Source organism: Lacticaseibacillus baoqingensis (genome assembly GCF_003946165.1).
Classification (GTDB): Bacteria; Bacillota; Bacilli; order Lactobacillales; family Lactobacillaceae; genus Lacticaseibacillus; species Lacticaseibacillus baoqingensis.
Genome location: NZ_RHOI01000008.1, coordinates 68430 through 94842, shown reverse-complemented (window position 1 = coordinate 94842; position 26413 = coordinate 68430). Strand labels below are relative to the sequence as shown.

24 protein-coding genes are annotated in these 26413 nt (G+C 49.2%); 21 read left to right on the top strand and 3 right to left on the bottom strand.

Annotated elements, in window-relative coordinates:
* Positions 1-389 precede the first annotated feature (389 nt).
* The 9 genes from EKM91_RS05055 to holA all read left to right on the top strand — a co-directional run bounded on the left by EKM91_RS05055 (position 390) and on the right by holA (position 11322).
* The gene (locus EKM91_RS05055) at positions 390-1580 is read left to right on the top strand and encodes an FtsW/RodA/SpoVE family cell cycle protein (RefSeq protein ID WP_125750721.1); all 1191 of its coding nucleotides are present in this window, start codon (positions 390-392) and stop codon (positions 1578-1580) included.
* Positions 1573-5025 carry a pyruvate carboxylase gene (locus EKM91_RS05050; RefSeq protein WP_125750718.1) on the top strand — a complete coding sequence of 1151 codons (3453 nt, stop codon included), beginning with the start codon at positions 1573-1575 and terminating at the stop codon, positions 5023-5025. Before EKM91_RS05055 ends, EKM91_RS05050 begins: the two co-directional genes overlap by 8 nt.
* 8 nt (positions 5026-5033) lie before the next feature.
* Positions 5034-5348, top strand: a complete 315-nt coding sequence (locus EKM91_RS05045) for a YlbG family protein (RefSeq protein WP_125750715.1) — start codon at positions 5034-5036, stop codon at positions 5346-5348.
* Positions 5329-5886: a 16S rRNA (guanine(966)-N(2))-methyltransferase RsmD gene (gene rsmD / locus EKM91_RS05040; protein ID WP_238475772.1), complete on the top strand. Its 558-nt coding sequence runs from the start codon at positions 5329-5331 to the stop codon at positions 5884-5886. The genes EKM91_RS05045 and rsmD overlap by 20 nt, the downstream gene beginning before the upstream one ends.
* Positions 5879-6373 (top strand): pantetheine-phosphate adenylyltransferase, encoded by a 495-nt coding sequence (gene coaD / locus EKM91_RS05035; RefSeq protein ID WP_125750710.1) that lies wholly within the window; start codon positions 5879-5881, stop codon positions 6371-6373. The genes rsmD and coaD overlap by 8 nt, the downstream gene beginning before the upstream one ends.
* Positions 6366-7400: a SepM family pheromone-processing serine protease gene (locus EKM91_RS05030; RefSeq protein WP_125750707.1), complete on the top strand. Its 1035-nt coding sequence runs from the start codon at positions 6366-6368 to the stop codon at positions 7398-7400. The genes coaD and EKM91_RS05030 overlap by 8 nt, the downstream gene beginning before the upstream one ends.
* Positions 7401-7503: 103 nt before the next feature.
* A complete protein-coding gene (locus EKM91_RS05025) occupies positions 7504-8130 on the top strand; it encodes a helix-hairpin-helix domain-containing protein (protein ID WP_164508460.1) in 627 nt (208 codons plus the stop codon).
* Positions 8127-10310 (top strand): ComEC/Rec2 family competence protein, encoded by a 2184-nt coding sequence (locus EKM91_RS05020; protein WP_125750704.1) that lies wholly within the window; start codon positions 8127-8129, stop codon positions 10308-10310. The genes EKM91_RS05025 and EKM91_RS05020 overlap by 4 nt, the downstream gene beginning before the upstream one ends.
* Positions 10297-11322: a DNA polymerase III subunit delta gene (holA, locus tag EKM91_RS05015; RefSeq protein ID WP_125750701.1), complete on the top strand. Its 1026-nt coding sequence runs from the start codon at positions 10297-10299 to the stop codon at positions 11320-11322. The genes EKM91_RS05020 and holA overlap by 14 nt, the downstream gene beginning before the upstream one ends.
* A gap of 109 nt (positions 11323-11431) precedes the next feature.
* Here holA and rpsT read toward each other — a convergent pair whose 3' ends face one another.
* Complete coding sequence (rpsT, locus tag EKM91_RS05010; protein ID WP_125750698.1) at positions 11432-11686, bottom strand: 30S ribosomal protein S20; 255 nt, start codon at positions 11684-11686, stop codon at positions 11432-11434.
* Positions 11687-11964: 278 nt separating this feature from the next.
* On the opposite strand from rpsT, the gene rpsO reads away from it, so the two are divergent.
* From rpsO to tuf, 4 genes are all read left to right on the top strand, one after another.
* Positions 11965-12234 carry a 30S ribosomal protein S15 gene (rpsO, locus tag EKM91_RS05005; protein ID WP_125750695.1) on the top strand — a complete coding sequence of 90 codons (270 nt, stop codon included), beginning with the start codon at positions 11965-11967 and terminating at the stop codon, positions 12232-12234.
* 164 nt (positions 12235-12398) lie between these two features.
* On the top strand, positions 12399-14081 hold the full coding sequence (locus tag EKM91_RS05000; protein ID WP_125750692.1) for a ribonuclease J: 1683 nt from the start codon (positions 12399-12401) through the stop codon (positions 14079-14081).
* Between the two features lie 203 nt (positions 14082-14284).
* Positions 14285-15199, top strand: coding sequence for a tetratricopeptide repeat protein (locus EKM91_RS04995; RefSeq protein ID WP_125750688.1), 915 nt, complete (start codon positions 14285-14287; stop codon positions 15197-15199).
* A 207-nt stretch (positions 15200-15406) separates the two neighbouring features.
* Entirely contained in the window at positions 15407-16597 is a 1191-nt protein-coding gene (gene tuf, locus EKM91_RS04990) for an elongation factor Tu (RefSeq protein WP_125750685.1), read from the top strand.
* A gap of 232 nt (positions 16598-16829) precedes the next feature.
* Here tuf and yidC read toward each other — a convergent pair whose 3' ends face one another.
* Both yidC and EKM91_RS04980 read right to left on the bottom strand, forming a co-directional pair.
* Positions 16830-17792, bottom strand: a complete 963-nt coding sequence (gene yidC / locus EKM91_RS04985; protein WP_125750682.1) for a membrane protein insertase YidC — start codon at positions 17790-17792, stop codon at positions 16830-16832.
* Positions 17793-17849: 57 nt separating this feature from the next.
* Positions 17850-18131, bottom strand: a complete 282-nt coding sequence (locus EKM91_RS04980) for an acylphosphatase (RefSeq protein WP_125750678.1) — start codon at positions 18129-18131, stop codon at positions 17850-17852.
* Positions 18132-18226: 95 nt separating this feature from the next.
* On the opposite strand from EKM91_RS04980, the gene EKM91_RS04975 reads away from it, so the two are divergent.
* From EKM91_RS04975 to greA, 8 genes are all read left to right on the top strand, one after another.
* A complete protein-coding gene (locus EKM91_RS04975; protein ID WP_125750673.1) occupies positions 18227-18985 on the top strand; it encodes a TrmH family RNA methyltransferase in 759 nt (252 codons plus the stop codon).
* A gap of 177 nt (positions 18986-19162) precedes the next feature.
* A complete protein-coding gene (locus tag EKM91_RS04970) occupies positions 19163-19663 on the top strand; it encodes an HD domain-containing protein (RefSeq protein ID WP_125750670.1) in 501 nt (166 codons plus the stop codon).
* A 123-nt stretch (positions 19664-19786) separates the two neighbouring features.
* Positions 19787-20149 carry a winged helix-turn-helix transcriptional regulator gene (locus EKM91_RS04965; protein WP_125750667.1) on the top strand — a complete coding sequence of 121 codons (363 nt, stop codon included), beginning with the start codon at positions 19787-19789 and terminating at the stop codon, positions 20147-20149.
* A 328-nt stretch (positions 20150-20477) separates the two neighbouring features.
* Positions 20478-21524 (top strand): phenylalanine--tRNA ligase subunit alpha, encoded by a 1047-nt coding sequence (gene pheS, locus EKM91_RS04960; RefSeq protein ID WP_125750665.1) that lies wholly within the window; start codon positions 20478-20480, stop codon positions 21522-21524.
* A 5-nt stretch (positions 21525-21529) separates the two neighbouring features.
* Positions 21530-23941: a phenylalanine--tRNA ligase subunit beta gene (gene pheT, locus EKM91_RS04955; RefSeq protein WP_125750662.1), complete on the top strand. Its 2412-nt coding sequence runs from the start codon at positions 21530-21532 to the stop codon at positions 23939-23941.
* A 41-nt stretch (positions 23942-23982) separates the two neighbouring features.
* Entirely contained in the window at positions 23983-25146 is a 1164-nt protein-coding gene (gene mltG, locus EKM91_RS04950; RefSeq protein WP_125750659.1) for an endolytic transglycosylase MltG, read from the top strand.
* A 49-nt stretch (positions 25147-25195) separates the two neighbouring features.
* The gene (gene udk / locus EKM91_RS04945; protein WP_164508461.1) at positions 25196-25825 is read left to right on the top strand and encodes a uridine kinase; all 630 of its coding nucleotides are present in this window, start codon (positions 25196-25198) and stop codon (positions 25823-25825) included.
* Between the two features lie 85 nt (positions 25826-25910).
* The gene (greA, locus tag EKM91_RS04940; protein WP_125750652.1) at positions 25911-26387 is read left to right on the top strand and encodes a transcription elongation factor GreA; all 477 of its coding nucleotides are present in this window, start codon (positions 25911-25913) and stop codon (positions 26385-26387) included.
* Positions 26388-26413: the final 26 nt, after the last annotated feature.

Sequence of the window (26413 nt, the reverse complement as noted above, 5' to 3'; positions counted from 1 at the left end):
GCCCGGACTCAGCTCACAACTGCTTACCGAATCACTGGCTCGAAGACCATTTTCCCACATTCTGCGTCACCGGCTTACACCATTGACCAGTTCTCTGAGCACGCATTGTGTGGTACTTATCTTGTCATTGCCATCTGTTGATAATCACTTTAATCGCTTACTCATAAAAAAGCAAGGGCTTTTCGGAATTTATTTGTGGGTCTACTCAACGGATAGTTGCTCTATAGAAAGAAAATCAGCAAACGGCTGAAATAATTTTAGCCGACGATGAAATTAAAAAAATGGTAAAATGATGAGGATTACCTTAACGCCCGTGTCAGCATGCCGCTAAGCCGCTATGGGGATATGCTATAATAGTGCTAACTTTGCCGTGAAAGGGCGACTGTGTTGTGAAGAAACTGCGTTATTTGGACTATTATATTTTAGTCCCATACCTGGTGTTGATTGCGATCGGGGTGGTCATGGTTTACTCTGCGAGTGCTTATTGGATCAAGAACCAATACGGCATGGCAGAAACTGCGATAGTGGTGCGACAGCTGTTATTCGCCTTGATTGGCATTTTACTGGTGGTGTTTTTTTATTATTTCAAACTGCAAGTGTTTACGCATCCGCGGTGGACGAAGATCATGTGGGCGATTACCTTCGCGTTGTTAGTCTACTTGTTTTTACTGAGTCACTTGCGGCCTAGTGCTGCCATTAATGGGGCTACCGCTTGGATCCAACTGGGGCCGATCAACATTCAGCCTACAGAACTCGCCAAATTGGCGGTGATCATTTATTTAGCGAACATGTTCTCCAAGCGTCAATCACAGATGCTGGATCCGGATTTTTCGCTGCGGCAGCTTTGGCAGCCAGTCATGATGGTGGGGATCTGTTTGATTTTAGTCTTTTTTCAACCGGATACCGGCGGTGCATTGATCATTGGCGGCATTACCGTGGTCATGTTGGCAGCGAGCGGCATTTCCATGCGGTACGGCTTGACATGGGCTGGCGCTTTGGCGATTCTTGTTTCAGCATTGTATTATGTGTTAAGCCATATTTCCTTGCCTAAAGCCGTGTTGAAATCTTATCAGATTCGGCGCTTACTAGCGGCGATCCACCCTTTTGCCATGCGCAAATTGGAAGGTAATCAAGTTGTCAATTCATTAGTCGCGATCGCTCATGGCGGTTTGTTTGGTGTCGGGTTAGGCAACAGCAGCCAAAAATTAGGCTATTTGCCTGAGCCGTACACAGATTTTATCTTGGCGGTCATTGCAGAAGAGCTAGGATTGATTGGGGCCCTTGTGGTGGTGGGATTGATCTTCTTTTTGATCTTACGGTTTTACTTACTCGGCGTTCGGTCAAACAATACATACCATGCGCTGATTGCATATGGGATCGCCACGATGATGTTGATCCAGACCACGTTCAACGTCGGCGCGGTGGTTGGCTTGTTGCCAGTTACCGGCGTGACCCTCCCGTTCATCAGTTATGGCGGCTCTTCGATGTTTGTGTTATGTGCTGCCATCGGGATCATGTTAAACATTAGCGCGACGCAAAAGCGCGCAAAAGAAAAGAAAGTGGGCATCGATCATGCATAAAGTGTTAGTCGCTAACCGCGGGGAAATCGCGATTCGCATTTTCCGTGCGGCTGAAGAGTTAGGGTTGGAAACAGTCGGGATCTTTGCGAAAGAAGATGAATTAGCTATTCATCGCTTCAAAGCAGAAGAATCCTACCAAGTTGGTGCAGGCAAAGCGCCGATCGCGGCCTATTTAGATATGGATGATATTATTCGCATCGCGAAAGAATCTGGTGCCGATGCCATCCATCCAGGCTATGGATTACTTTCCGAAAATGCCGAGTTTGCCCGCAAAGTCCGCGCTGCCGGGCTGACTTTTGTGGGACCGCGCTCTGAATTGCTCGATATTTTCGGGGATAAGGTGGCTGCCAAAGAAGCTGCCCAAGACGCCGGTTTGGCTACCATTCCAGGGACACCAGAACCCACCCGCGATTTTGACGAGATCTTGGCCTTCACGCAAACGCATGGCTTCCCAGTCATGCTCAAAGCTGCCAGTGGCGGCGGCGGCAAAGGGATGCGGATCGTCCACTCAGAAGCAGAATTACGCCAAGTCTATCAAAACGCGGTCAATGAAGCGCAAGCCAGTTTTGGCGATGACCGGATGTATGTCGAAAAATACATTAAGTCGGCCAAACATATTGAAGTCCAAGTGCTAGGGGATAATTATGGGCATTTAGTCCATTTGTTTGAGCGTGATTGTTCCGTTCAGCGCCGAAATCAAAAGGTGATCGAAATTGCGCCAGCAATCGGTTTGCCAGCCGCACTGCGGCGGCGCATTTGTGATGCGGCGGTCCAGTTGATGAGTCATCTTCATTATGAAAATGCCGGGACCGTTGAATTTTTAGTCGAAGGCAACGACTTTTATTTCATCGAAGTCAATCCGCGGGTGCAAGTTGAACATACGATCACAGAATTGATCACCGATGTGGATATCGTTCAATCGCAATTGCGGATCGCCGATGGTGCCGATCTATTCAAAGACTTGCACTTTCCGCAACAAGCCGACCTCACATTTCGAGGCGCCGCGATTCAATGTCGGATCACGACAGAAGATCCAACCAACCACTTTATGCCCGATACCGGGACGATTTCGACTTATCGTTCACCAGGCGGCTTTGGGGTGCGCTTAGATGTTGGTAATGCCTATGCCGGGGCAGTGGTCAGTCCATATTTTGATTCTTTGTTGGTCAAAACGTCAGTGCATGCCGCCACTTTTGGTGGGGCAGTGCGCAAGATGCAGCGAGCATTGAAGGAATATCGGATCACTGGGGTCAAAACGAACTTGCCGTTTTTGAAGAATGTTTTATCTCATCCGACGTTTCAAGCCGGTGCCGCAGAAACGACGTTTATCGATACGACGCCTGAATTATTCAAGCTGCGGCCGGTGCGGAGCCGTTCCGGTGAATTAATGCATTATGTCAGCGAGATCACGGTCAATGGCTTCCCGGGGTTGGATCGCCATGAACAAAAATATTATCCCGATTGGCACTATCAGGCCCAATTCCCACAAGGCCCGCTGCACTGGCCGGCTGTTTCAGGTGGTTTGCCGCAACTCTTGCACGATCAAGGCCCAAAAGCCGTCACCGACTGGATCCGCGACCATCAGCAAGTCTTGTTGACGGATACGACCTTCCGCGACGCGCATCAAAGCTTATTTGCCACCCGGATGCGCACCCGCGATATGTTACGGGTGGCACCAGACATGGCCAATGGCTTGCCAAATCTGTTTTCCATGGAAATGTGGGGCGGCGCGACCTTTGATGTGGCGTATCGCTTCTTAAAAGAAGACCCATGGCAGCGTTTGGCCTTATTGCGCAAAGCGATGCCGAATACGTTATTGCAAATGTTGTTCCGCGGCTCGAATGCGGTCGGTTATAAGAATTATCCGGACAATGTGTTGAAAAATTTCATTAAAACGGCTGCTAAAGACGGGATCGATGTCTTTCGGATCTTTGATTCGCTTAACTGGGTCCCGCAGCTGACGCACAGTATCGATGCCGTCAAGGAAACCGGCAAGCTGGCAGAAGGCACCATGTGCTATACCGGCGATATTTTAGGGGATGCCCATCCCAAATATAACCTCGCTTACTATGTTGATTTGGCCAAACAATTAGTTAATGCCGGTGCCGATATTTTGGCGATCAAGGATATGGCTGGTTTGCTCAAACCACAAGCCGCCTATATGCTGGTCAGCGCCTTAAAAGATGCCGTTGATGTGCCGATCCATTTGCATACGCATGACACCACCGGCAACGGGGTGGCGACTTATGTCCAAGCGGTCAACGCCGGGGTAGATATCGTTGACGTGGCGCAAAGTGCTTTTTCCGCGACGACGTCTCAACCTTCCATGGAAAGTCTTTATTATGCCTTGGCTAACAATAAGCGGCAACCGGAACTGAATATTCAAAACGCGGAGAAACTGGATGCTTATTTCCAAAGCATCCGACCATATTACGCTGATTTTTCCAATGGCGTTTCTGGTCCGCTGACGGATATCTATACGGTTCAAATGCCTGGGGGCCAGTATTCAAATTTACAACAACAAGCCAAGTCAATGGGCATTTCAGATTTTGGTGCGGTCAAGAAGATGTATGCTGCAGTCAATGATTTATTCGGGGATATCGTCAAGGTCACCCCTTCGTCTAAAGTTGTTGGGGACATGGCGTTGTTCATGATCCAAAATGAGCTTACCCCTGCAGATGTACTGGATCATGGTGAGACGATTGATTTTCCAGAGTCTGTGGTCAGCTTCTTCAAAGGCGATCTCGGTCAACCAGCCGGCGGGTTCCCGCCGTTATTGCAGCAAAAGATCTTAAAAGGCCAGCCGGCTTTGACGGTCCGGCCAGGCAGTTTAGCCGAGCCAGTTGACTTTGATCAAGTACGGGCGGAGCTTATCGCAGATGGGGTAGAAGATCCAAGCGAAGAAGCGGTTTTGAGTGCGATTTTATACCCAGAAGTGTTCAAGCAATATCGCCAAGATCATGCTCAATATGGGCCGGTGACGACATTAGATTCACCGACTTATTTCCAAGGGATGCGGCTGGGTGAAACGATCAGCGTCGCGGTCAAGCCAGGGATCATCTACATTATTCGCTTGGATGCGATCGGAGAACCCGATGCCGGCGGCTTGCGAACCTTGTATTTTACCGTTAATGGGCAAAAACAAGAGACCCAAGTCCGTGATGCCAGTTCGCAACACACGACGGCGGCCCATCAATTAGCTGAACCAACCAACAAGAATCAGATCGGCGCGCCAATGGGTGGTCGGATCGTTTCTGTGGCAGTGGCGAATGGGCAAACAGTGCAAGCTGGAGATGACTTATTCGTGACGGAAGCCATGAAGATGGAAACCACCGTCCATGCGCCATTTACGGGCAAGATCACGCACTTGTACGTTGAAGCCGGGGATTTGGTCCAAAGTCAGGAATTATTGGCGACGATCAAACCGGTTGCAGAAGAAAAGTAGGTGAAAGCATGTTCACACTAACGCCCAGGATCGGGTTGGTCGTTTGGGTCTATTCATTAAAACAGATTCGGGCATTGCGCCATTATGGCACGGTGATGTATGTATCAAAAAAGATGAAGTATGCATATTTGTATTTAGATCAAGCTGATTTGGAAGCAACCATGGCAAAACTGGAAAAGTTGCGTTTTGTGCGTGCAGTCGAGCCGTCACATCGCCCAGAGTTGGCAGTGGCATACGGACCAGATGCGGATACGGCAATGAATCATTTGATCCAGGCAACTCATCAAAAAGGAGGACAAGCGCGTGCGGGTGATCAGCGGTGAATTTCGCGGGCGACGATTAGACGCGGTCAGCGGAGACCAAACTCGGCCAACTGCAGATAAAGTCAAAGAATCAATGTTTAACATGCTTGGGCCCTATTTCGACGGTGGTCAAGTTCTGGATCTTTACGCGGGTACCGGCGCTTTAGGGATCGAAGCGGTGTCACGCGGAATGGCTCATGCAACGGCAGTGGATCGCCAGTATGCCGCGATCAAGACGATTCGCAACAATATCGACAAGCTAGGGGCCAAAGATCGGTTTACGGTGATGAAAGCGCCAGTCGAAAAAGCACTGGCCAGTCTGAAAGGACAACAGTTTGATTTGATCATGGCGGATCCGCCTTATGCCAAACAAGCTGTTTTGACGCAATTAGCAAGTTTTTTGGCGCTTGATCTGTTGACGGGAAATGGGCGGGTGATGCTGGAAACCGGCTTGGATGTTGATTACCCTGAAGAAATTCCAGGTTACATCAAGTTGCGGCATCAAACTTATGGGGTCGCGCAAGTCTTGATCTTGAAAAAGGCGGTGGCTCATGAGTAAAATCGCTGTATTCCCGGGCAGTTTTGACCCGTTCACTAATGGTCATCTTGATACGGTGCGGCGCGCAGCCGGGCTATTTGACACGGTGGTGATCGCGGCAATGACGAATACCAACAAACATCCGTTATTTTCAAGTGAAGAAAAGGTGCGCTTGATCCAAACGGCGGTCCTAGACCTGCCAAATGTTCAAGTCGTGGCGCAGCCAGAGATGCTGACGGTGACTTTTGCCAAGCAGATCGGCGCACGTTATCTGATCCGCGGCTTACGCAACGTCGCAGATTATAACTACGAAGCTGATATCGCCGCGATGAATCACACCCTCGATACGCAAATCGAAACGGTGTTATTGTTAGCGGATAAGCGCTATTCATATCTATCTTCAAGTTTGATCAAAGAAGTCGCGAGTTTTGGTGGCGATGTGTCTGCTATGTTACCGCCAAATATTGATGCTGCCTTACAAGCAAAGTTAGGAGGACAGCATGCGTAAGCGCCGTTGGCTGGCGGCGATCGTGTTGGCGCTTGGCGTCGGTGGATTTTTATTTTGGCCCACCGGCAAATATGTGGAAGTGCCAGGATCAGCTGAGTCGCTAAAGCCGTATGTGAAAGTTGCCGGCACTAAAGATTCTGCCAAGGGCAATTACATGCTGACTACCGTGGGCGTCATTGGGCCCGCAACGCCAGTCGAATTGTTGTACGGTAAGTTGCAACCTTATGCGGAAATCGATGATGCGAGTCAACTGCTTGGGGGAGACACTTCCGCAGAATATGATCAACTGCAACGCTATTACATTAAAAGCGCCGCAGATATGGCCAAAGCCGCCGCGTTTAAAGCTGCTAAGCAGCCATATCAGATCACCCACAAAGGGATCTACGTGATGTCGATCTTAAAAGGATCGCCATTTAAAACGCAACTCAAATTAGGCGATACGATCACGCAACTGGATGGCAAGCCATATTCAACTGCGGATCAATATGTCAAAGCGATCCAATCGCGGCCCATCGGCAGTCAGTTAACGTTAACGTATCTGCGTGATGGGCGCCAACATCAAGCTAGCGGTAAATTGATGCGGCTGCCAGGCACCCAAAAAGCCGGGATTGGGATCACGCTGACCGAGCATACCGTCACGCAAACGACCCCTAAAGTGACGATCGATGCCGGAAACATTGGCGGGCCCAGCGCCGGCTTGATGTTTGCTGTGCAAGTTTATACGCAGATCACGCATCAAGATCTGCGTCATGGGCAAAACATCGCAGGCACCGGGACGATCGATGCCGATGGGAATGTCGGCCAAATTGGTGGCATCGATAAAAAGGTGTATATGGCCAATAAGCAAGGGGCGAAGGTCTTTTTCGCGCCAGACACACCGGCAACTAAGCAACTGCTGAAATTAGATCCAAGCTACCAAAACAATTATGCGGTAGCAAAGAAAACAGCGCACCAGCTGGGCAGCAATATGAAGATCATCCCGGTCAAAACTTTAGCAGACGCGTTAGCTTATCTGCAGACGCATTAACCAAGTACGAATAAAAAAGTCGGCCATTTTGGCCGGCTTTTTAGTTTGCGGTGCAGGTGAGCGCAACTAGCTGGCGAAATTTTACGATCATGGGGGTGATCGATTGGAGACGTTGAAAAACTGGGTGCGTGATTATTGGGGGATCGCCTTAGTAGCAATAGGTGTTTGCGGATTCATGTGGTGGCAAGGCCGCAGCGGTGCCGCAATGGCCCCAATTGAAGCGTCATCGTCAGTAGTGATCAGTACCAGCCAAACCAGCAGCATCAGTGCCACTAGCAGTACGGCTAAAGCAGGGTATGTGCACATTAAAGGGGCGGTTGTACATCCAGGCTTATATCCTGTTGATGGGACGACGCGCTGGGATGCGGTTGTGAAAGCTGCCGGCGGCTTGACGGCGGCAGCAGACATTTCAGGGGTCAATTTGGCAGCAATCGCCAATGATCAAGAAAGCTTATTGATCCCAGTCAAAGGTGAGACACCATCACCTGCTGCTAGCGGTGTCACTGCAGCGCCGAACGCGAGTGGCCAATCTGCATTGATCAACTTGAACACCGCAACGGAAGCCGAGTTACAGACGTTAAGCGGTATTGGCCCTAAAAAAGCCGCAGATATTATTGCTTTTCGAGAAACCAACGGGGGCTTCAAATCAATCGAACAACTCAAAGAGGTCAGCGGAATCGGGGATAAAACGTATGAGCAATTAGCCCCATTTGTCACGGTGGGACCATGAGCGGGCGCTGGTGGGTGGCCGCGGCGGCGTTTGCCGGCAGCATCACCTGCATGATCGGGCCGCGACTGATCGGCATCGTCGTTGTCAGCTGGGCATTGTGGCACGGCCGGCAGCTGATCAAAGGCTGGTGTGTCGTCTTTATCCTCTGCGGTTTGGTTGTCGGGCAACAAGAAGCACAACAACAAGCCCATCCGCAGATTCCTGCAGGGGCGATTTTAGTCATGCCAACCGCTTGGCAAGTAACGGATACCTTGGCGACATTCACCGGTAAGGCAGCCAATGGCGTGACAGTCGGAGGCCAAGTGACACTAACCAATGCGCAAGTCATCCAGTTGCAGCAGTTGGATGCGCCTGCGATCGTCAGCTGGGAGCAGGCGCCAAAACGGCTGACCGGCGCTCGCAACCTCTATGAATTTGATTATGCGCAATATGCCTGGGCACAGCTGCATCAAGCCTATACGATTCAGCGCCAACCGCTGCAGCTGCAAGTTTTGCCCATCACTTCGATTTCAGCACGACTGTTTGCGTGGCGTGTGCAGATCCAGCGGCGCATCGCTCAATTACCAACGCATGTTGCGCGGTATGCCAAGGGCTTATTATTGGGCCAGATCGACCAAGATTTCGACCCTGTGCGGATGACGTTTATCAATCTGGGGATTTTTCACCTTTTTTCGGTTTCTGGATTACACCTGTTTGCCTTAGTGGCGGCATTGTTTTGGCTGGCAGACCGGATGCGGGTGCCGAGAGAATTTGGCGAATGGGGGTTGCTGATTGGGTTGCCTGCGTTGTTGATTTTGATCCCAACCGGTGCCGGTTTGATCCGAGCAGTTTGGATGCGGTGGGGATTGAGTTTAAATTCACGATTAGGGCTGCACCTCACCGGGTTGGATGTCTTTAGCTTGGTATTGATCGGCAACTTATTTTGGCGCCCGCAGGTGTTGTTTACCTTTGGAGGTCAATTGACTTACTTGTTGACCGGCGTATTGCTGCTATTGCCAGCAGTGTCGACTTGGGGACTCTCGTGGCGTTTGTTGTGCGTGAGTTTGCCAGTGGTGATCGCGCATACCTTTCGCTTTCATTTATTGGCGGGGGTGTTTAATTGGCTGTTGGTCCCTATTTTTGAAGTGGGCGTGATGCCGTTGCTGTTTCTAGTGGTGATTTGGCCGAATAGTTTGCTGACCAATTGGTTGGAGCTGCTTTTGCGTCACGGTGAATCCAGTTTAACAGCGTTGAGCAGTTTACCCGGGCAAGTCGTGTTTGGCGCAATTTCAACAGTGACTGCGGTAATCGGCTTGATTGCAGTATTAGTGGGGTTGGCCCATCAACGGTGGGGGTATTTTGGGACTTGGGTCGTCGTTGCTTATGGGATTGCCAACTGGCACCCACAAGCGCGCGTCAGTGTGTTTGATGTCGGGCAAGGGGATGCGATCTTGATTGAAGCCCCAAATAAACAAGGGACGCTATTGATCGATACTGGCGGCCGTATTTTTGGAACCAAACGCAACCCGCCAGCGCTGAGTGTGATCGTTAATTATTTGTATGCCAGAGGGTATTCCCATTTGGATACATTGGTCTTGACCCATGCTGATGCTGATCATGTGGGGGATGCGGCTGCTTTGACGCACAACTATCCAGTTGAATTGTTGGTGACCACGCCGCTGGCAGCAGCGCATCCATTGATCCAAGCGGCTAAAGCGGGACAAGTGGCGGCAACTAAGCAGGTTTTAGCAGGGACAGCATTGAATGTCGGGGCACTTTCTTTACAAGTGGTGGCGCCGCAGTCGCCGACGGCCAAGGAGAAAAATGCGGATTCTATTGTGCTCTATGGTAAAATTGGTGACGGCTCCTGGTTATTTACCGGAGACGCTGATGCCAACGTGGAAAAACGTGAGTTGATCCCGCAGCACTTGGCCGTTGATTATCTCAAAGTCGCCCATCACGGTTCACGGACTGCGACGACACCTGATCTAATCGCACAATGGCAATTGAAAGCCGCATTTATCTCTGCGGGTGTCGATAATCGCTATGGCCACCCCCATGAAGAAACGGTGCAAACGCTTGATGCGGCCAATGTTCCCTGGTGGGTCACCGCAAAATCAGGCATGTTGTGGGTAGATAGTACGCTTGACACGCATCAGATCAACCAATTTGTGAAGGATACTGAGCATGCAAATCACTGAATTTTTGAAACAGCTTAAACAACAGGTGCCGCCGTTGATCTTGATTCTCGGTGAAGAAGAAGCCGTGCGCGAGCAGGCCCTTTCAGCGATCAAGGCGGTGATCCCTGAAGCAGAAGCAACCATGAATCTCGCCACTTATGACATGCGGCAAACCCCAGTGGCCGTGGCTTTAGATGATGCCGCTTCACCGCCATTTTTCGGGGATCGGCGCGAAGTGGTCATCCAAGACCCTTATTTTTTGACTGGTGAAACTAAACTCAGTAAAATCGAGCATGATCTAGACGCATTAACAGCGTATTTTAAAGCGCCGATCGAATCGACGGTCATGGTGTTAGTAGCTCCTTATCCGAAGCTGGACGAACGCAAGCGGCTGACGAAAGCACTGAAGCAAAATGCCTGTGTGGTCGAAGCCAAGCCTTTAGACGAGCGCCAAGCCAAACATGCTGTGCAAGCGGCCTTACAAAAACAAAACATTGCCGTGACGGCAGATGGGTTGCAAGCTTTGGCGACCAGAGCGAATGCCGATTATAGCGTCATGATGGCACAGCTGCCAAAACTCGCCTTATACGCAGCCAATGGGTCGGTTTTAGATGCAGAAGCCATCTCGGCGCTGGTCCCCAAGCAATTGACGGATCGTGTCTTTGATTTGGTCAGTGCCGTTTTGGCCCGCGATGTGACAACGGCGTTGGGGATTTACCGTGACTTATTGCTTCAAAAAGAAGAACCCATTCGCCTCAATAGTTTGTTGCTGGGACAATTTCGACTGTTGTTACAAGTCCAGATCTTGGCGAAAAAAGGGTATAGTCAAGGCAGTGTCGCTTCAACTTTGAAGGTCCATCCTTATCGCGTCAAGTTGGCATGGCGGCAAAGCGGCCGGTTGAATGGGCAAGCGTTGCGCCAGGCCTATATTGGCCTAGTAGATACTGAAGCCAATATGAAAACTGGTAAAATTGATAAAGCGCTGGCGTTTGAGTTATTTGTCTTGCAATATGCCCGCAGTGCAACGGCGTAGAGCAAGTGATGTCAAAAAATGGCCTTGTCACTTTCTGTTGTTGGAAAGCGGCAAGGCCATTTTTGTTGATTTGAGCAAAAAAAAAGCCTCGCTGTGGCGAGGCACCGAATTACTTGTTCAGCAATGCGGATAAACGGCTCTTATCGCGGCCGGCTTTGTTCTTATGGATCAAGCCTTTGGATGCAGCCATATCGATGGCGCGAGTTGCGTCCTTGAGCAAGTCTTGGGCGTTATCGGCACCGCTAGCTTGAGCAGCCTTGAACTTTTTGATGGTGCTGCGCAATGCGCTTGATTGGGCAGCATTGTTTTGGCGAGCAGCTTCTTGCGTCTTCACACGCTTGATAGCAGATTTAATTTGTGGCATGAGGTTCACCTCCGAAAATTATTAGTTGATACAGAACTGGTTTCGGTTCAACAGCAAGTATTATACCGAAGGCACCCAGGCAATGCAATAAAAACTTGTAAAGGGAAAGTGCTTGATACCTAAAAGACTGGCTGGCAGAAGACTTTGAGGGTCAGACTTGCAATCGTCTGCAAACTCCGGTAAAGTTAACAAGTACTTTTGAACCTGTCACTTAGCTCTGCGGTTCACCGCGCGCTGCTCAGTCCCAGGCAATTATAATGGAAAGGTGGAAATAACCCATGGCTATTTCACAAACACAAAAGAACGAGATCATTGCTAAGTACGCCCGTCACGAAGGCGACACTGGCTCACCGGAAGTGCAGATTGCAGTATTGACTGCTGATATCTTGGCATTAAACGATCACTTGGATGTCCATCATAAAGATCACCATTCTTATGTTGGCCTAATGAAGAAGATCGGGCAACGTCGTAACTTACTTCGCTACTTGCGGAACAAGGATGTTACTCGTTATCGTGATTTGATCAAGAGCTTAGGGCTGCGTCGTTAAGCGCCTGCCCAATTGCAACGACTCCCATGATGGGGGTCGTTTTTTTTGCGTGAACCACTGGAAGTTTGGGAGCCATAGGTATTTTAGCAGACGTGTGGTACACTAGTCGTTAGGAAAAACCGTGACCGGGATTTAGCCGGTTAATTAAATTTTGAGGTGAAACCATGACAAAAATCAATCTGGTTGCCCTCGGTGGTGTGCGTGAAAACGGTAAAAACATGTATGCTATCGAAGTGGACGACCAAATTTTCGTTGTCGATTTTGGGTTGAAGTACCCCGACAATGAGTTATTAGGCATCGACATCGTGATCCCAGACTTGACCTACTTAGAAGAAAACGCAGATCGGATCGCAGGGATCTTTTTGACTCACGGTCATGCCGATGCGATCGGTGCGCTGCCTTATTTCTTGAACACGCATCCCGTGCCAGTATTTGGTTCGGAATTGACCATCGCCTTGGCCAAGTTGATCACAGCAACTGACCCGCAAGCTAAGAAGTTCAAGGATTTTCACATCATCGATGAAAAATCCGTGATCGACTTTGACAATGTTTCGGTGTCGTTTTTCCGTACGACGCACAGTATTCCGGGTTCCTTAGGGATCGATATCCAAACGCAAGCAGGGCAGATCGTTTATACCGGCGATTTCAAATTTGATCAAAGTGCCCGCCCAATGTACCGCACGGATCTTGCCCGCCTGGCACACATCGGTGAACAACGCGTCTTGGCGTTGTTATCTGATTCAGGCAATGCCGAATCACCTTACACCAATGCGTCAGAGCGGGAGATTTACGCAACGATCAAAGAAACTTTTAAATATCATCCGGGGCGGATCGTTGTCGCTGGGGTCGCCAGCAACATCGAACGGATCCAGCAAGTCTTGGATGCGGCTGCTGCCAATGATCGCCGTGTCGTTTTGACTGGACGAGATGTTCAAAAAATCGTCAAAACCGCGATCAAAATGAAGTATGTCAAGCTCCCAAATGCGGACATCCTCGCAACGACTAAGGACCTCAAGGAATTGGCACCAGAGCAAACCGTAATTTTAGAAACTGGCCGCATGGGCGAACCGTTGAAGTCGCTGCAGCGTATGGCCACTTCTAAACATCGCCTGATCCATATTCACGAAGGTGATCTGGTTTTCATCACGACGTCGATTTCGCACGCCATGGAAACGATGGCGGCTAAAACCAAAGATTTGATCTACCGTGCCGGCGGCGAGGTGAAGTCGATCAGCGATACCTTGCATGCATCAGGACATGCGAATAAACAAGATCTGCAGTTGATGTTGAACTTGTTGCGGCCTAAGTATGTGGTGCCCGTGATCGGTGAATATCGCTTATTAGCGGCACATGCGGAGATCGCTCATGAAGTCGGAATCCCTTATTCACATATTTTTGTTCCTGGTTTAGGGGACATTTTGAGTATCGAAAAAGGGAAGATGCATAATGCTGGGCATGTCGATGCCGGCAATACGATGATCGATGGCATTGGCGTAGGCGATATTGGCAACATCGTGCTGCGTGATCGTAAGATGTTAGCCGAAGATGGGATCTTTATTGCAGTCGTGACGATCGACCGTAAAAAGAAAAAAGTAGTGGCCCATCCAAAGATCCAATCGCGAGGTTTTGTTTATATGAAAACTTCCAAGGATCTGTTGCAAGAATCCGCCAAATTAGTGACCGAGTCCGTGCAAAAGAACCTTGACCATAAGGAATTTGATTGGAGCACGCTTAAGCAGGCAGTACGCGACGATTTGAGCCATTTCTTATTTGATCAAACTAAAAGACGGCCAGTGATCTTGCCGGTCATCATGGAAGTCAATCAAAACAGCGCCAAGCGTCAATAAGCAAGATGGCCTCTGGCAACGATGTCGGAGGCTTTTTTTGGTCAGTCCAAGAAAGCGCCTTCTAATGATACGTCGGGAATTGCTCGTACTTTGTAAGACAGGTACAATGAAGCCACCGGTTTTAATTACTGCGGCAGCATTCGCGTGGACTGGCGCCAACTTGATAAGCGCAGTAAGCTGTACACGCACAAAAGGAGTGTATTATGGGAAAAGTCGTTTCGATGCCAAACAACACTAACCGCCATTTGACCTTGGGTCAGCGTGCGTTAAAGAGTCAAAATTACGCCAGTGCCGTCGCCCATTTAGAAAAAGCGTTTAAACAAGCGCCAGCGTTTGAAATCGCGCGTTTGTTAGTCAGCGCGTACAACGGACTTTCGCAACCGCAAGAAGCGGTCGGATATTTAAGTGAATTCATGGAGGACTTTTTAGCTCATCCAGAGGATACGGCGACACTTTATGATACGTTGATTGCCTTGCCGGATTATCGTTTTGCTTGGGCCGTATTGCATCACGTCCAACCTGATCAGCAACATAGCGTCAAAGCGCGCATTGAAGCTGCAGAAGCTGCCGATATGGCAAAACATCAAGCCGAGATCACAGAACTCGCGCGCCAATTACGGCATCTAGGCGGGTTTGAGCCGCATCAGCAAGAAGAATTACTTAAAAATCTTGGCCGTTTACCTCGCACGGCCTTGATCAGCGCGGCGCGGGCAAATTTGGCTGATCCGGATGTCCATCCGGCTGTGCGCATCAGTCTGCTTGATGCGTTAACAGCCGTCGATGATGATCAACCGGTCATGGTTGCCGGGTATCAACAAAGCGGTGAGGTGGTGCCCAATGCCTTGCCAGGTGTTTTAGGAGATCACACCTTGTTGGCCGTGTTAGATCAGATCCAGCGCCAGATCGGCCTTGGCGACCCAGAACTGATGCGTGCCACGGTTGAAGTTTTGCGCTTTGAGTTAGGGTATCTTTATCCTTTCATTGATGCGGTGATCCCAGATCCGGCGCATTTTGCGGCGAGTTATTTCCACAAAGAAGCGGCAAGCGTCACCAAAGCGGAACAAGCGCTTTTTAACTGGATGCAGCAGCAAACGGCGAAGTTAATGGATATGGCGTAATATCGCGATTTTGGTGTAAATGAAAAAAACTTGACGCCACGGGTTTACAAAGTCCGCGATTCTCGATATAATCATTTTCGGAATTCATTTCCAGCCAAAATATTTGTTTTGTGTTTTGGCGTGAATGTAGTACACTATAACGTAAAGGATTGCGTGGCTTTTGCGATGCATATCTTTGCGACAAAAATACAGGAGGTTCGTTTTTTCATGGCTGAAAAAGAACACTATGAACGCACTAAGCCCCACGTAAACATTGGTACGATCGGGCACGTTGACCACGGTAAGACTACCCTGACCGCGGCTATCACCAAGGTACTTTCCGAAAAGGGCCTTGCTAAAGCGCAAGACTATGCATCTATCGATGCTGCCCCAGAAGAAAAGGAACGTGGTATCACTATCAACACCGCCCACGTTGAATACGAAACCGAGAAGCGCCACTATGCGCATATCGATGCCCCTGGGCACGCGGACTACGTTAAGAACATGATTACCGGTGCTGCGCAGATGGATGGTGCGATCTTGGTTGTTGCCGCTACTGACGGCCCAATGCCACAGACGCGTGAACACATCCTCCTGGCTCGCCAGGTTGGTGTTGACTATATCGTTGTCTTCTTGAACAAGACTGATTTAGTTGACGATGAAGAACTCATCGACTTAGTTGAAATGGAAGTCCGTGAACTCTTGTCCGAATACGATTTCCCTGGTGACGATATTCCTGTTATCCGCGGTTCTGCTCTCAAGGCTCTTGAAGGCGACCCAGAACAAGAAAAAGTTATCCAAGAACTCATGGACACGGTTGACGAATATATCCCAACCCCAGAACGTGATACGGACAAGCCTTTCTTGATGCCTGTTGAAGACGTCTTCACTATTACTGGTCGTGGTACCGTTGCCTCTGGTCGTATCGACCGTGGGACGGTTAAGATTGGTGACGAAGTCGAAATCATCGGCTTGAAGCCTGAAGTGCTCAAGTCCACTGTTACGGGTCTGGAAATGTTCCGTAAGACGTTGGATCTTGGCGAAGCCGGCGATAACGTTGGTGTCTTGCTTCGTGGGGTTAACCGCGATCAAGTTGAACGTGGCCAAGTTTTGGCAAAGCCAGGTTCCATCCAATTACACTCCAAGTTCAAGGGTGAAGTTTATATCTTGACCAAGGACGAAGGTGGCCGTCATACACCATTCTTCTCTAACTATCGTCCTCAATTCTACTTCCACACCACTGATGTGACTGGTGTCATCGAATTGCCAGACGGCGTAGAAATGGTTATGCCTGGCGATAACGTGACGTTTGAAGTTGATTTGATCAACCCAGTTGCGATCGAAAAAGGTACCAAGTTCACCGTTCGTGAAGGTGGCCGTACTGTTGGTGCCGGTGTCGTTTCCGAAATCTTGGACTAAGACACTGCCCCGAAAAAGTATCCTGCATTGCAGGGTGCTTTTTTTGTGCGCGTTTAAGTCATCGTGGCGGTAAGCGGACTCGCACTGCAAAGTCGCCTAATTGCGACTCACAGCGATGATCATCCAAAGCTCGGGTGCCTTCGTACCAGGCTGAACACGTCAAAAAAACGGTTCTGTGCACAGCCGCTGGGTGTGAACAGAACCGTTTATTATGTTTGGTGATTGCGAGTGATTATTTTTTATGATGTTGCTGCTTGCCGGCATTACGGTTGCGCTTGGTCACACCTGGGCGAGCAGGATTGATCGGGGCGTTGGTTGGCGTTGGTGCCGGTGCGGCCTGATCAAAGGTATGTTCATCGACCACAATCACAGGGGGATTTTTTGCCAGATCTTCATCCATCTTGCGACGAATGTTTGGCGTGATGACGTAGGTCACGATCACTTGTTGGATCAAGATGATCACCCCACCGGCTAAGAAGTAAAGTCCCAAGCCGGCGTTGTACATCAGACAGAACCAAAATGTCATGATCGGTGAGATCAAGGCACTTGTTTGCATGGCCTTGCGCTGCTCAGGGGCAACGCCTTGCAGCATGATCCAACTTTGGATCAAATACAAGATCGTCGCACTGATCGTGATGATCAAGCTGGAATGGCCCAACTGGATCCCGAAGAAGGTACTTTTGGAAATCTCTGGCGAATATGCAACGGCTTGATAAAGTCCAGAGAAAATCGGCAATTGGATCAGCAAGGTCAAGCAACCCATGGATGGGATCATACTCGTACCATTTTTCTTGTAGACATCTTGCATCAACTGATTCAGATGAATGGTTTCGTCTTGACTCAAGCCTGGTTTCTTCATTTGCTTTTGGATGATATCCAATTGTGGCTTGAGAATCTTGGCCTTTTCTTGCGAAGTGGTCATTTTGCGCTGCTGATTCAGCATCGCCGGGAGCAAGACCAACCGGACGACTAACGTGATCAGCAGGATCGCGATGCCATAGCCGTTGGTGGTGTTGCCGACCATACCGGCGATCCATTCCATCACGTGCTGAATTGGCTTACCAATGATGTTGTAAAAGACGCCAAAGAATCCTGTCGGCGGTTTTAACTGTGTTGTGGTCTTATGACACGCACTTAAAAAGATTGCGAGGCTTGCGACCCCGCCAAGTGCGGCCCATTTTTTTATTCTATGCATGTTGTCTGTCCCTTCATCTCATACTGAAAATAACTATACTTGAAGGAACACCGGCTTTCAACCGGTAACCCGAAAGTCGTCATATGGAAAGTCCTTGGTCAAGACGTGCTCTTCATACGTTGCGACGCGCCCGCTCGGGGTGGGACTGGCTTTGATCGCAGCGGCGAATTTTGCCATCGCCACAACATCGCCTTTGGCTTCAATATAGACAGAACCGTCAAAACGATTTTGCACATAGCCTTTGATCTGTAATTTATCTGCGACCATCTTTGTCATCCAGCGAAACCCAACGCCTTGAACGCGGCCGGTGACGCGCATTGATTTTGCAATTTCTACCATGAATGACACCTCCACAAATATTTTATCACAACGCTGTGAGATGGTGTCTGCGCACGAAGACTGCTATACTCGTTAAGAAACCTTAGGAGGACAATATGGAATACATTGCATCACCAAAAAATGAACACATCAAAGCCGCGAAGAAATTGACGGTCAAGAAATATCAAAAACAAGGAGACGCCTACTTGCTGGAAGGGTGGCACTTAGTCGAAGAAGCCCTAAAAGCGGGACAGCAGCCGCGGCGGATCTATGCGATCAATAAGTTTTTGGAAGAGCGCGCGTTACGGCCTTATTATGAGCAGCTGACAGAGATCAGTCCGGAAGTGGCTAAACATTTGAGCGAAACCCCAACACCGCAAGGGATCTTTGCGGTAATGCCGCGGGTCACAGGTACTTTGCCAGAAGCGGTGAGCGGGTCATATTTGTTGTTAGACGGGATCCAAGATCCAGGTAATGTTGGGACCTTAGTACGGACTGCCGATGCCGCTGGGATCCAGCAGGTGATCTTTGGCGATGGGACTGCAGATGCGTTTAATCCCAAAGTCTTGCGCGCGATGCAAGGCAGCCAATTTCACGTTAACATCACCACTACGGCACTGGCCCCTGTGATCGCACAATTACAAGCCGCCCAAGTCCCTGTGTACGGGACAGAATTAAATGTGAATGCCAAATCCTATCGAGACGTGCAACCGACTCGGCATTTTGGCTTGATCGTCGGCAACGAAGGCAATGGGATGTCTCAGGAACTTTTGCATCAAACGGATGTCAACTTGTACATCCCGATTCGTGGCGAAGCTGAATCGTTAAATGTTGCGATCGCGGCTGCGGTGGTGATGTTCCACTTGACCGCCTGAAAACCCGCCTAAAGCTGTCGGCTTAAATTAGTGATAGCGCTTTTGGTGGTCAGTCTTTAGCTAATTGCTGAACGGTTACAAGCAAGTTAAGAATCTTTAAACCAGGTGCGCAAAAGGACTTGAGGCTGTTATAATATAGGTGTGTTGAACGATAACCGCATATGAAGGGGACTTTGAATGAGCACTAAGCTTGATTGGACCACCGACGCGGAATATCTGGGTTATGTTGGCGACTTGCTGGCACAACCAGCGGTGCAAAAGCTGGCGGATTATACCCAGCATCATTATTCCAACCGTTTGGAACATTGTATCAGCGTCTCTTACCAAAGCTATTTGCTAGGTAAGAAGTGGCATTTGAATGTTCGTGCACTCGCTCGAGCAGGTTTGTTACATGATCTGTTCTATTATGACTGGCGGGTGACCAAGTTTGATCTGGGAACGCATGCCTATATCCATCCGCGGATCGCATTGCGAAACGCGGAGAAGTTAACGGATCTCAGTCCAATGGAAAAAGACATCATCGTCAAGCACATGTGGGGCGCAACCACGGCTTTGCCGAAGTATAAGGAAAGTTTTGTGGTGTCTTTAGTTGACGATTATGCCGCCATGGATGAAGTTTTAGTCCCGTGGCTCCAAAAGGTGCGTCATCCATTTCGGTACCACTTAGAACGATCATGAAGTTTTGGCCCTGTGGTGGAAGCCTCAGGGCTTTTTTGATGGGGCTGCTGCGGTTGCATTTTGAACCCAGTGCGTTATACTAATACTATATAATTGTAAGTGAGGCTTTATGAGGTGACTAATATGACAGCGACTGTAGTAGCAACGAGCAACTGTACCCAAGAACGTTTATCGTTGTGTCCAAAATTTACTCAGACCTTTAAGATCTTAGGCAAAAAGTGGAACGGCCTGATCCTTGAAGTCTTGTTACAAAATGGACCATCGAGGTTTAAAGACATTGCCGGTACGATCACAAAGTGTTCTGACCGCGTTTTAGTTGAACGGCTAAAAGAATTAGAGGCAGAAGGTTTAGTGGATCGGCGCACGCATACTGATTCTGCATTGATCGAATATGTGTTAACATCAAAGGGTGAAGCGCTTTCGCCAGTGATGGCAGCAGCGCACACTTGGGGTGACGCATGGTTGACCGATCAAGAATGTGAATAATCGATTGGGCGGTTCGCCCTTGACGAACCGTTATTTTTTTGCTAGCCTAAATGCAACTAAACAAATCAAATACATTGAGAAAAGCGCAAGCCGGCGGACTAGTCAGGGAACAGCACTCAGCGACTGAGAGGTGCTGATAGGATCAAGGCTCGTATTCACTTTTTGAGTAGACGATCGTCAGGTCGCTCCGGTACTGCCGTTAAGTTGTTGAGTTGTTTTGCCATTAATGGCATTGAACAAGGGTGGTACCGCGATGCTTCGTCCCTTCTTAGGGATGGGGCTTTTTTTGTGCCACCGAATTGAGAGACACATAAAGGGAGGATTCCAAATGGATCTCAAATCTAAATTGGAAGAACTATTTGAACAGAATCAAGCTAAGATCAAGTCGTTAAAAGACCTTGACCAATTGAATCAAACCCGCGTTGAGTTGTTAGGAAAAAAAGGACCGATCACTGAGGTTTTGCGGGGGATGAAAGATCTTGACGCAAATGAACGGCCTAAAGTCGGGGCGTTTGCCAACAAGATCAAAGATGATCTGCAAGCAAGCATTCAAGAACGCAAGCATGACCTTGAACAAGCCGTGATCAATCAAAAGCTGGCGGAAGAAACGCTTGATGTCACGCTGCCTGGCGATGCCGTCGTAGCCGGGACGCCTCATATTTTGGCGCAGATCATGGATGATATTGAAGAATTCTTTATTGGCCAAGGCTATCAAGTAATCGATGGGCCGGAAGTTGAAGAAGATCATTACAATTTTGAAATGTTGAACATCCCCAAGAACCACCCAGCACGTGATATGCAGGATACTTTTTATATTGATGATCAGCTGTTGATGCGGTCACAAACCAGTCCTGTGCAAGCACGGACGCTGGAAGTGCATGACTTTTCTAAAGGCCCCTTAAAAATGATCTCCCCAGGGCGGGTTTACCGTCGGGATACTGATGATGCCACGCATTCACACCAATTTCATCAAGTTGAAGGCTTGGTCATTGACAAGCACATTACAATGGCTGATTTAAAAGGTACCCTGTTGGCATTAGCCCAGCATGTCTTTGGCGCCGACCGGAAGATCCGGTTGCGGCCAAGTTTCTTTCCGTTTACGGAACCATCCGTTGAAGTGGATGTCTCATGTTTCCGCTGCAACGGTGCCGGGTGTGCGATCTGCAAGTATTCTGGTTGGATCGAAGTGCTCGGTGCGGGCATGGTACATCCCAATGTCTTGACGGCTGCAGGGGTGGATGCTCATGTCTATGGCGGTTTTGCCTTTGGCTTAGGCCCAGATCGGTTTGCCATGTTGAAGTATGGCATCGATGACATTCGCAGTTTTTATCAAGGGGACCAGCGCTTCTTGTCCCAGTTCCAACAGGAGGGTTAACAAACATGGATGTTTCATACGAATGGTTAAAAGAGCTGGTCGACGTGCCTGTTGATGCAGATGAATTAGGTGAGAAGGTTTCTCGCACTGGGATCGAAGTTGACAGTGTCACGCATCTGGACGCTGGCTTAAAAAAGATCGTGGTCGGGAAAGTCGTCAGCTTGACTGATCACCCCGATTCAGATCACTTGCACATTGCCCAAGTAGACACGGGAGATGATGAATTACGCCAGATCGTTTGCGGGGCGCCCAATATTGCTGCCGGGCAAACCGTGATCGTGGCCTTGCCTGGTGCGCGGATCGGCGACAACGTCAAGATCAAGCGCAGCAAAATGCGTGGTGAAGTATCCGATGGGATGATCTGTGCCCTGCAAGAACTGGGCTTTTCGGATTCTGTCGCTCCTAAGGCTTATGCTGACGGCATTTACGTTTTTAACGACACATTGACCCCAGGCAGCGACGCGCTGCAAGCTTTGGGCATGCATGATGCGGTCTTGGACTTTGAGATCACCCCGAATCGCGCAGACGCCTTGGGTATGCGCGGTGTGGCGTGGGAAGTGGGAGCGACCTATGGCAATCGTCCGCACTTTGAAAATCGTCCGGTTATAGAAGGGGATACTCCAATCGAGGAATTACTGACTGCGACAGTGACAGATCCGGCTGACGCGCCCAGTTATCAGATGCGCGTTGTTGAAGGCGTCAAGATCCAAGATAGTCCTTTATGGCTCCAACGCCGGCTTTGGAATGCCGGTGTGCGGCCAATCAACAATATCGTGGATGTGACCAACTTAATCATGTTGGGCTATGGTCAGCCATTGCACGCATTTGACTATGATAAGTTGGCTAATAAGCAAATCGTCGTGCGGCGCGCCCAGGCTAAGGAACATCTCACCACACTTGACGGCAACGACCACGAACTGGATCCTGAAGACATTGTCATCACCGATGGGACTAAGCCAGTTGCGTTGGCAGGTGTGATGGGCGGCTTGAATTCTGAGATCACTGACGACACCGTCAATGTGGTCATTGAAGCGGCCAAATTTGCACCGGTCAATATTCGCAAGACCGCCTTAAAATATAATTTGCGCTCGCAAGCCTCATCGCGTTTTGAAAAAGGGATCGATGTGGCCAGCATCAATTTGGCTTTGGATGAAGCGGCACGATTAATGGCTGAATTAGGGGATGGAACAGTTGCCAAAGGCCATCTTTCTGCTACGGCGATCAAACCAGAACCGGTGGTGGTGGACATTACATTGGCGCGGATCAACCATGTCTTAGGGACGCAATTGAGCAGCGAAACCGTGACGAAGTTGTTTGATCAATTGGGATTTGGGGTCAAGCAGCATGATGGCGAATTTAGCGTGTCAGTACCGCCTCGGCGTTGGGATATCAGTATTGATTCTGATTTGATCGAAGAAGTCGCGCGGTTATATGGTTTTGATAATTTACCCAGCACCTTGCCAACCACGACCATGACGATCGGGCAATTCACCCCGAAGCAAAAGCGGTTGCGCCGCACTCGCAAGATCTTAGAAGGGTTAGGCTTAAGTCAAGTGATCACATACAGCTTGACTAGCGTAGATGAGGCGAGTCAGTTTGCCTTAGCACCTGCAGCCGGTACTCAAGTCGCATTCCCAATGACGCAAGATCATGCGAAGCTGCGGGAAAACTTGGTCGCCGGTTTGATCAACGCGGAAAAGTATAATGTTGCCCGCAAGCAAACCGATCTGGCGATTTACGAACAAGGGCGGGTGTTCCCACGGACTCAAGGCCATCAGCGGCCAGAAGAAAAAGAATATGTTGCCGGCTTGCTGACCGGTAATATCACGAATAAAAATTGGCATCAAGCCGCACACCCAGTTGATTTTTATTATGTCAAAGGCATCGTCGAACAGCTGTTGGGAGATTATCGCTTGGCCACGCCGGTACGTTACGAAGCCTTGCGTGACAGTCGCGAATTGCATCCAGGACAAAGTGCAAAAATCATGTTAGGGGCACAAACGGTTGGGTTGATCGGCCGGTTGCATCCGGCTTATGAACACGCTGCCGGTTTGGCGCAAACGTATGTTTTTGAATTAGACCTAGAGGCGTTGATGCAGGCGCCGCGGACACAAATGGCAGCCAAGCCTGCGCCGAAGTTCCCATCAATGACGCGTGATATCGCGATCTTAGTGGCACAATCTGTTGAAAATGCCGCGATCGAATCGGTGATCACGGCTAATGGCGGCAAGTACCTGAGAGATGTGACGCTGTTTGATGTTTATTCCGGCAAAAACATTGCCAATCATCAAAAGAGTTTGGCTTATACACTGACTTATCGCCGCGATGATCAGACCTTGACTGAAGACGAAGTGAATACCGCTTTTGCCAAGGTCACGACGGCTTTGGAAGAGCAACTCGGAGCTGCGATCCGATAATCATGAACCTGTCGCTTTTTGCGGCAGGTTTTTGTATACTTATGGCAGTATGTGTCATCAGGAGGAAAACGTTGAGTAAGTTAGATTCACGCAAAAAAGCCCTACATACAGCGGAAACGCAAGCAGTCAATCATATCGTTGCTTGGGTGGTTGGAATCGTGATCACGGTATTGGTGATTATTGCCTTCATGGGCTATCGTTACGTTCACCATGCATTAGGTGCTGTTGATGCTAAGGATAATCAGTCATTGACTGTAACGATCCCCAGTGGTGCGACCACTAAGATGATCGGGACCCGCTTGGAAAATAAAGGGTTGATCAAAAGTGCCTTGGTGTTCAATTATTACGTCAAGTTTCATAATGTCAGCAACTTTCAAGCTGGCGATTATACCCTGACCAAGGCAGAATCATTGCCGGCGATCATTCGCGTGTTGCGTGGCGGCAGTGCTGCGAGTGATTCTGCAGGCAGCGTTTTGGTTAAAGAAGGGGTGACTGCTGACACAGTGGCGGATGCCGTGGACAAATTAAAAACGAAAGACCCGCAATACACGAAAGCTAACTTTATCAAACTATTGAAAGACGAAAACTTCTTCAACCAATTGGAAAAGCAGTACCCGCGGTTGTTGAAGAGTGCCAAAGCGGCCAAAGGCGTTCGTTATCGCTTAGAAGGGTATCTCTTCCCTGCCACGTATACAGTGACCAAAGGGGAAAGCTTGAAAGCCTTGATCACTGAAATGGTTGGCAAAACCGATAGTGTCATGCAAAACTATTATGGCAGTATCGCCAGGCAAGGGTACTCAGTCCAAGAAGTGATGACACTGGCAAGTTTGGTCGAACGTGAAGGGGTCGCAGCCACAGATCGGCGGACAATCGCAGGAGTCTTCTTTAACCGGATCGCAACGGGGATGCCGCTGCAGTCTGATATTTCTGTGATGTATGCGTTAAATACGCATAAGACGCACTTGACGAATAAAGACACCAGTGTAGACTCACCGTATAACCTTTATGTGCATACTGGATATGGCCCTGGGCCGTTCAATTCACCAAGCGAGACTGCGATCCGTGCAGTCTTGAGTCCTAAAGATCGCGACAAGGGTTATCTCTATTTTGTTGCCAACCTCAAGACCGGCGAGATCTTGTATGCGACGACGCTGGCACAACATGAGCAAAATACGGCTCAGTTTGCTTCGGACAATGGCAACTAGTTCTCAGCAAGCATTGGCTGAACTGATTCGGCGCAACGAAAAGAGGCAGATCGTGAGCGCAAAACCCATCGTGATCGGCATCACTGGCGGTTCTGCTAGTGGCAAGACTAGCGTTGCTAAAGCGTTGTGCCGCCAGTTTGCCAGCCAATCAGTGTTGTTGCAACAGGATAATTATTACAAGCACAGTGCGCTGCCGTTTGCGCAACGGGAAAAGATCAATTATGATCATCCTGATGCATTTGATGACGACTTGCTGGTCCAACAATTAAAGGCCTTGATCGCAGGCAAAACGATCCAGCGCCCGGTGTATGACTATCAACAGCACAATCGTACTGATGCGGTGGTGGCAGTGGCTTCAAAAACTGTGATCATTGTTGAAGGAATCTTGGTTTTGGCAGATCCTGCACTGCGCCAGTTGATGGATATCAAGGTGTTTGTCGATACCGATGCAGATGTGCGCGTCTTAAGACGGATCCAGCGAGATATTGCCACGCGGGGGCGCAGTTTAGAATCAGTGATCGCACAATATTTAGCAACAGTCAAACCAGCTTATCATGCGTTCATTGCACCGACGAAGCGGTATGCGGATATCATTATTCCGGAAGGCGGTCAAAACCGGGTCGCAGTTGACTTATTGAGTACTAAATTACAAATGATCATCCAAGCGCGCAGTCAGTAATCGTGAAAAATGTTGACAAGTGCGATGTATCTTCTTAACATCATATTTTGAAGTGGTATCTAAATCATGGAATTGAGGGAATCGTATGGCAGAAAAAGTATACCCGATGACAGCAGCGGGGAAGCAAAAGCTTGAAGAAGAACTAGAAAATTTGAAAACAGTTAAACGCCCAGAAGTGATTGAGCGAATCAAGATCGCGCGCGGCTTCGGTGACTTATCAGAAAACTCCGAATATGAAAGTGCCAAGGATGAACAATCCCAATTGGAAACTCGGATCGTGACGATCGAAACTCAGTTGCGGTATGCACAGATCATTGATTCGAATGCAGTTGCGCCTGATGAAGTCTCATTAGGTAAAAAGGTGACTTTCGTTGAGGTGGGTGACGATGAAGAAGAGACCTATGAAATCGTTGGCGCGGCCGAAGCAGACGCGTTTAACGGCAAGATCTCCAATGACTCACCGATCGCGCAAGGCTTGATCGGCAAAAAAGTCGGTGATGAAGTGGCGATCAGTACGCCTGGAGGCGAAATGAAAGTCAAGATCGTTAAGGTCGCAGGCTGATCACGCGATTAAGCTAACACAGCTGC

Coding starts and splice junctions, on each gene's coding strand:
- EKM91_RS05050 (WP_125750718.1), top strand. CDS start 1,573: ATGCATAAAGTGTTAGTCGCTAACCGCGGGGAAATCGCGATTCGCATT.
- pheT (WP_125750662.1), top strand. CDS start 21,530: ATGGATGTTTCATACGAATGGTTAAAAGAGCTGGTCGACGTGCCTGTT.
- rpsT (WP_125750698.1), bottom strand. CDS start 11,686: ATGCCACAAATTAAATCTGCTATCAAGCGTGTGAAGACGCAAGAAGCT.
- EKM91_RS04970 (WP_125750670.1), top strand. CDS start 19,163: ATGAGCACTAAGCTTGATTGGACCACCGACGCGGAATATCTGGGTTAT.
- yidC (WP_125750682.1), bottom strand. CDS start 17,792: ATGCATAGAATAAAAAAATGGGCCGCACTTGGCGGGGTCGCAAGCCTC.
- holA (WP_125750701.1), top strand. CDS start 10,297: ATGCAAATCACTGAATTTTTGAAACAGCTTAAACAACAGGTGCCGCCG.
- EKM91_RS05030 (WP_125750707.1), top strand. CDS start 6,366: ATGCGTAAGCGCCGTTGGCTGGCGGCGATCGTGTTGGCGCTTGGCGTC.
- EKM91_RS05020 (WP_125750704.1), top strand. CDS start 8,127: ATGAGCGGGCGCTGGTGGGTGGCCGCGGCGGCGTTTGCCGGCAGCATC.
- EKM91_RS05045 (WP_125750715.1), top strand. CDS start 5,034: ATGTTCACACTAACGCCCAGGATCGGGTTGGTCGTTTGGGTCTATTCA.
- greA (WP_125750652.1), top strand. CDS start 25,911: ATGGCAGAAAAAGTATACCCGATGACAGCAGCGGGGAAGCAAAAGCTT.
- pheS (WP_125750665.1), top strand. CDS start 20,478: ATGGATCTCAAATCTAAATTGGAAGAACTATTTGAACAGAATCAAGCT.
- tuf (WP_125750685.1), top strand. CDS start 15,407: ATGGCTGAAAAAGAACACTATGAACGCACTAAGCCCCACGTAAACATT.
- EKM91_RS05000 (WP_125750692.1), top strand. CDS start 12,399: ATGACAAAAATCAATCTGGTTGCCCTCGGTGGTGTGCGTGAAAACGGT.
- EKM91_RS04965 (WP_125750667.1), top strand. CDS start 19,787: ATGACAGCGACTGTAGTAGCAACGAGCAACTGTACCCAAGAACGTTTA.
- EKM91_RS04975 (WP_125750673.1), top strand. CDS start 18,227: ATGGAATACATTGCATCACCAAAAAATGAACACATCAAAGCCGCGAAG.
- rpsO (WP_125750695.1), top strand. CDS start 11,965: ATGGCTATTTCACAAACACAAAAGAACGAGATCATTGCTAAGTACGCC.
- EKM91_RS04995 (WP_125750688.1), top strand. CDS start 14,285: ATGGGAAAAGTCGTTTCGATGCCAAACAACACTAACCGCCATTTGACC.
- coaD (WP_125750710.1), top strand. CDS start 5,879: ATGAGTAAAATCGCTGTATTCCCGGGCAGTTTTGACCCGTTCACTAAT.
- mltG (WP_125750659.1), top strand. CDS start 23,983: ATGGCAGTATGTGTCATCAGGAGGAAAACGTTGAGTAAGTTAGATTCA.
- EKM91_RS04980 (WP_125750678.1), bottom strand. CDS start 18,131: ATGGTAGAAATTGCAAAATCAATGCGCGTCACCGGCCGCGTTCAAGGC.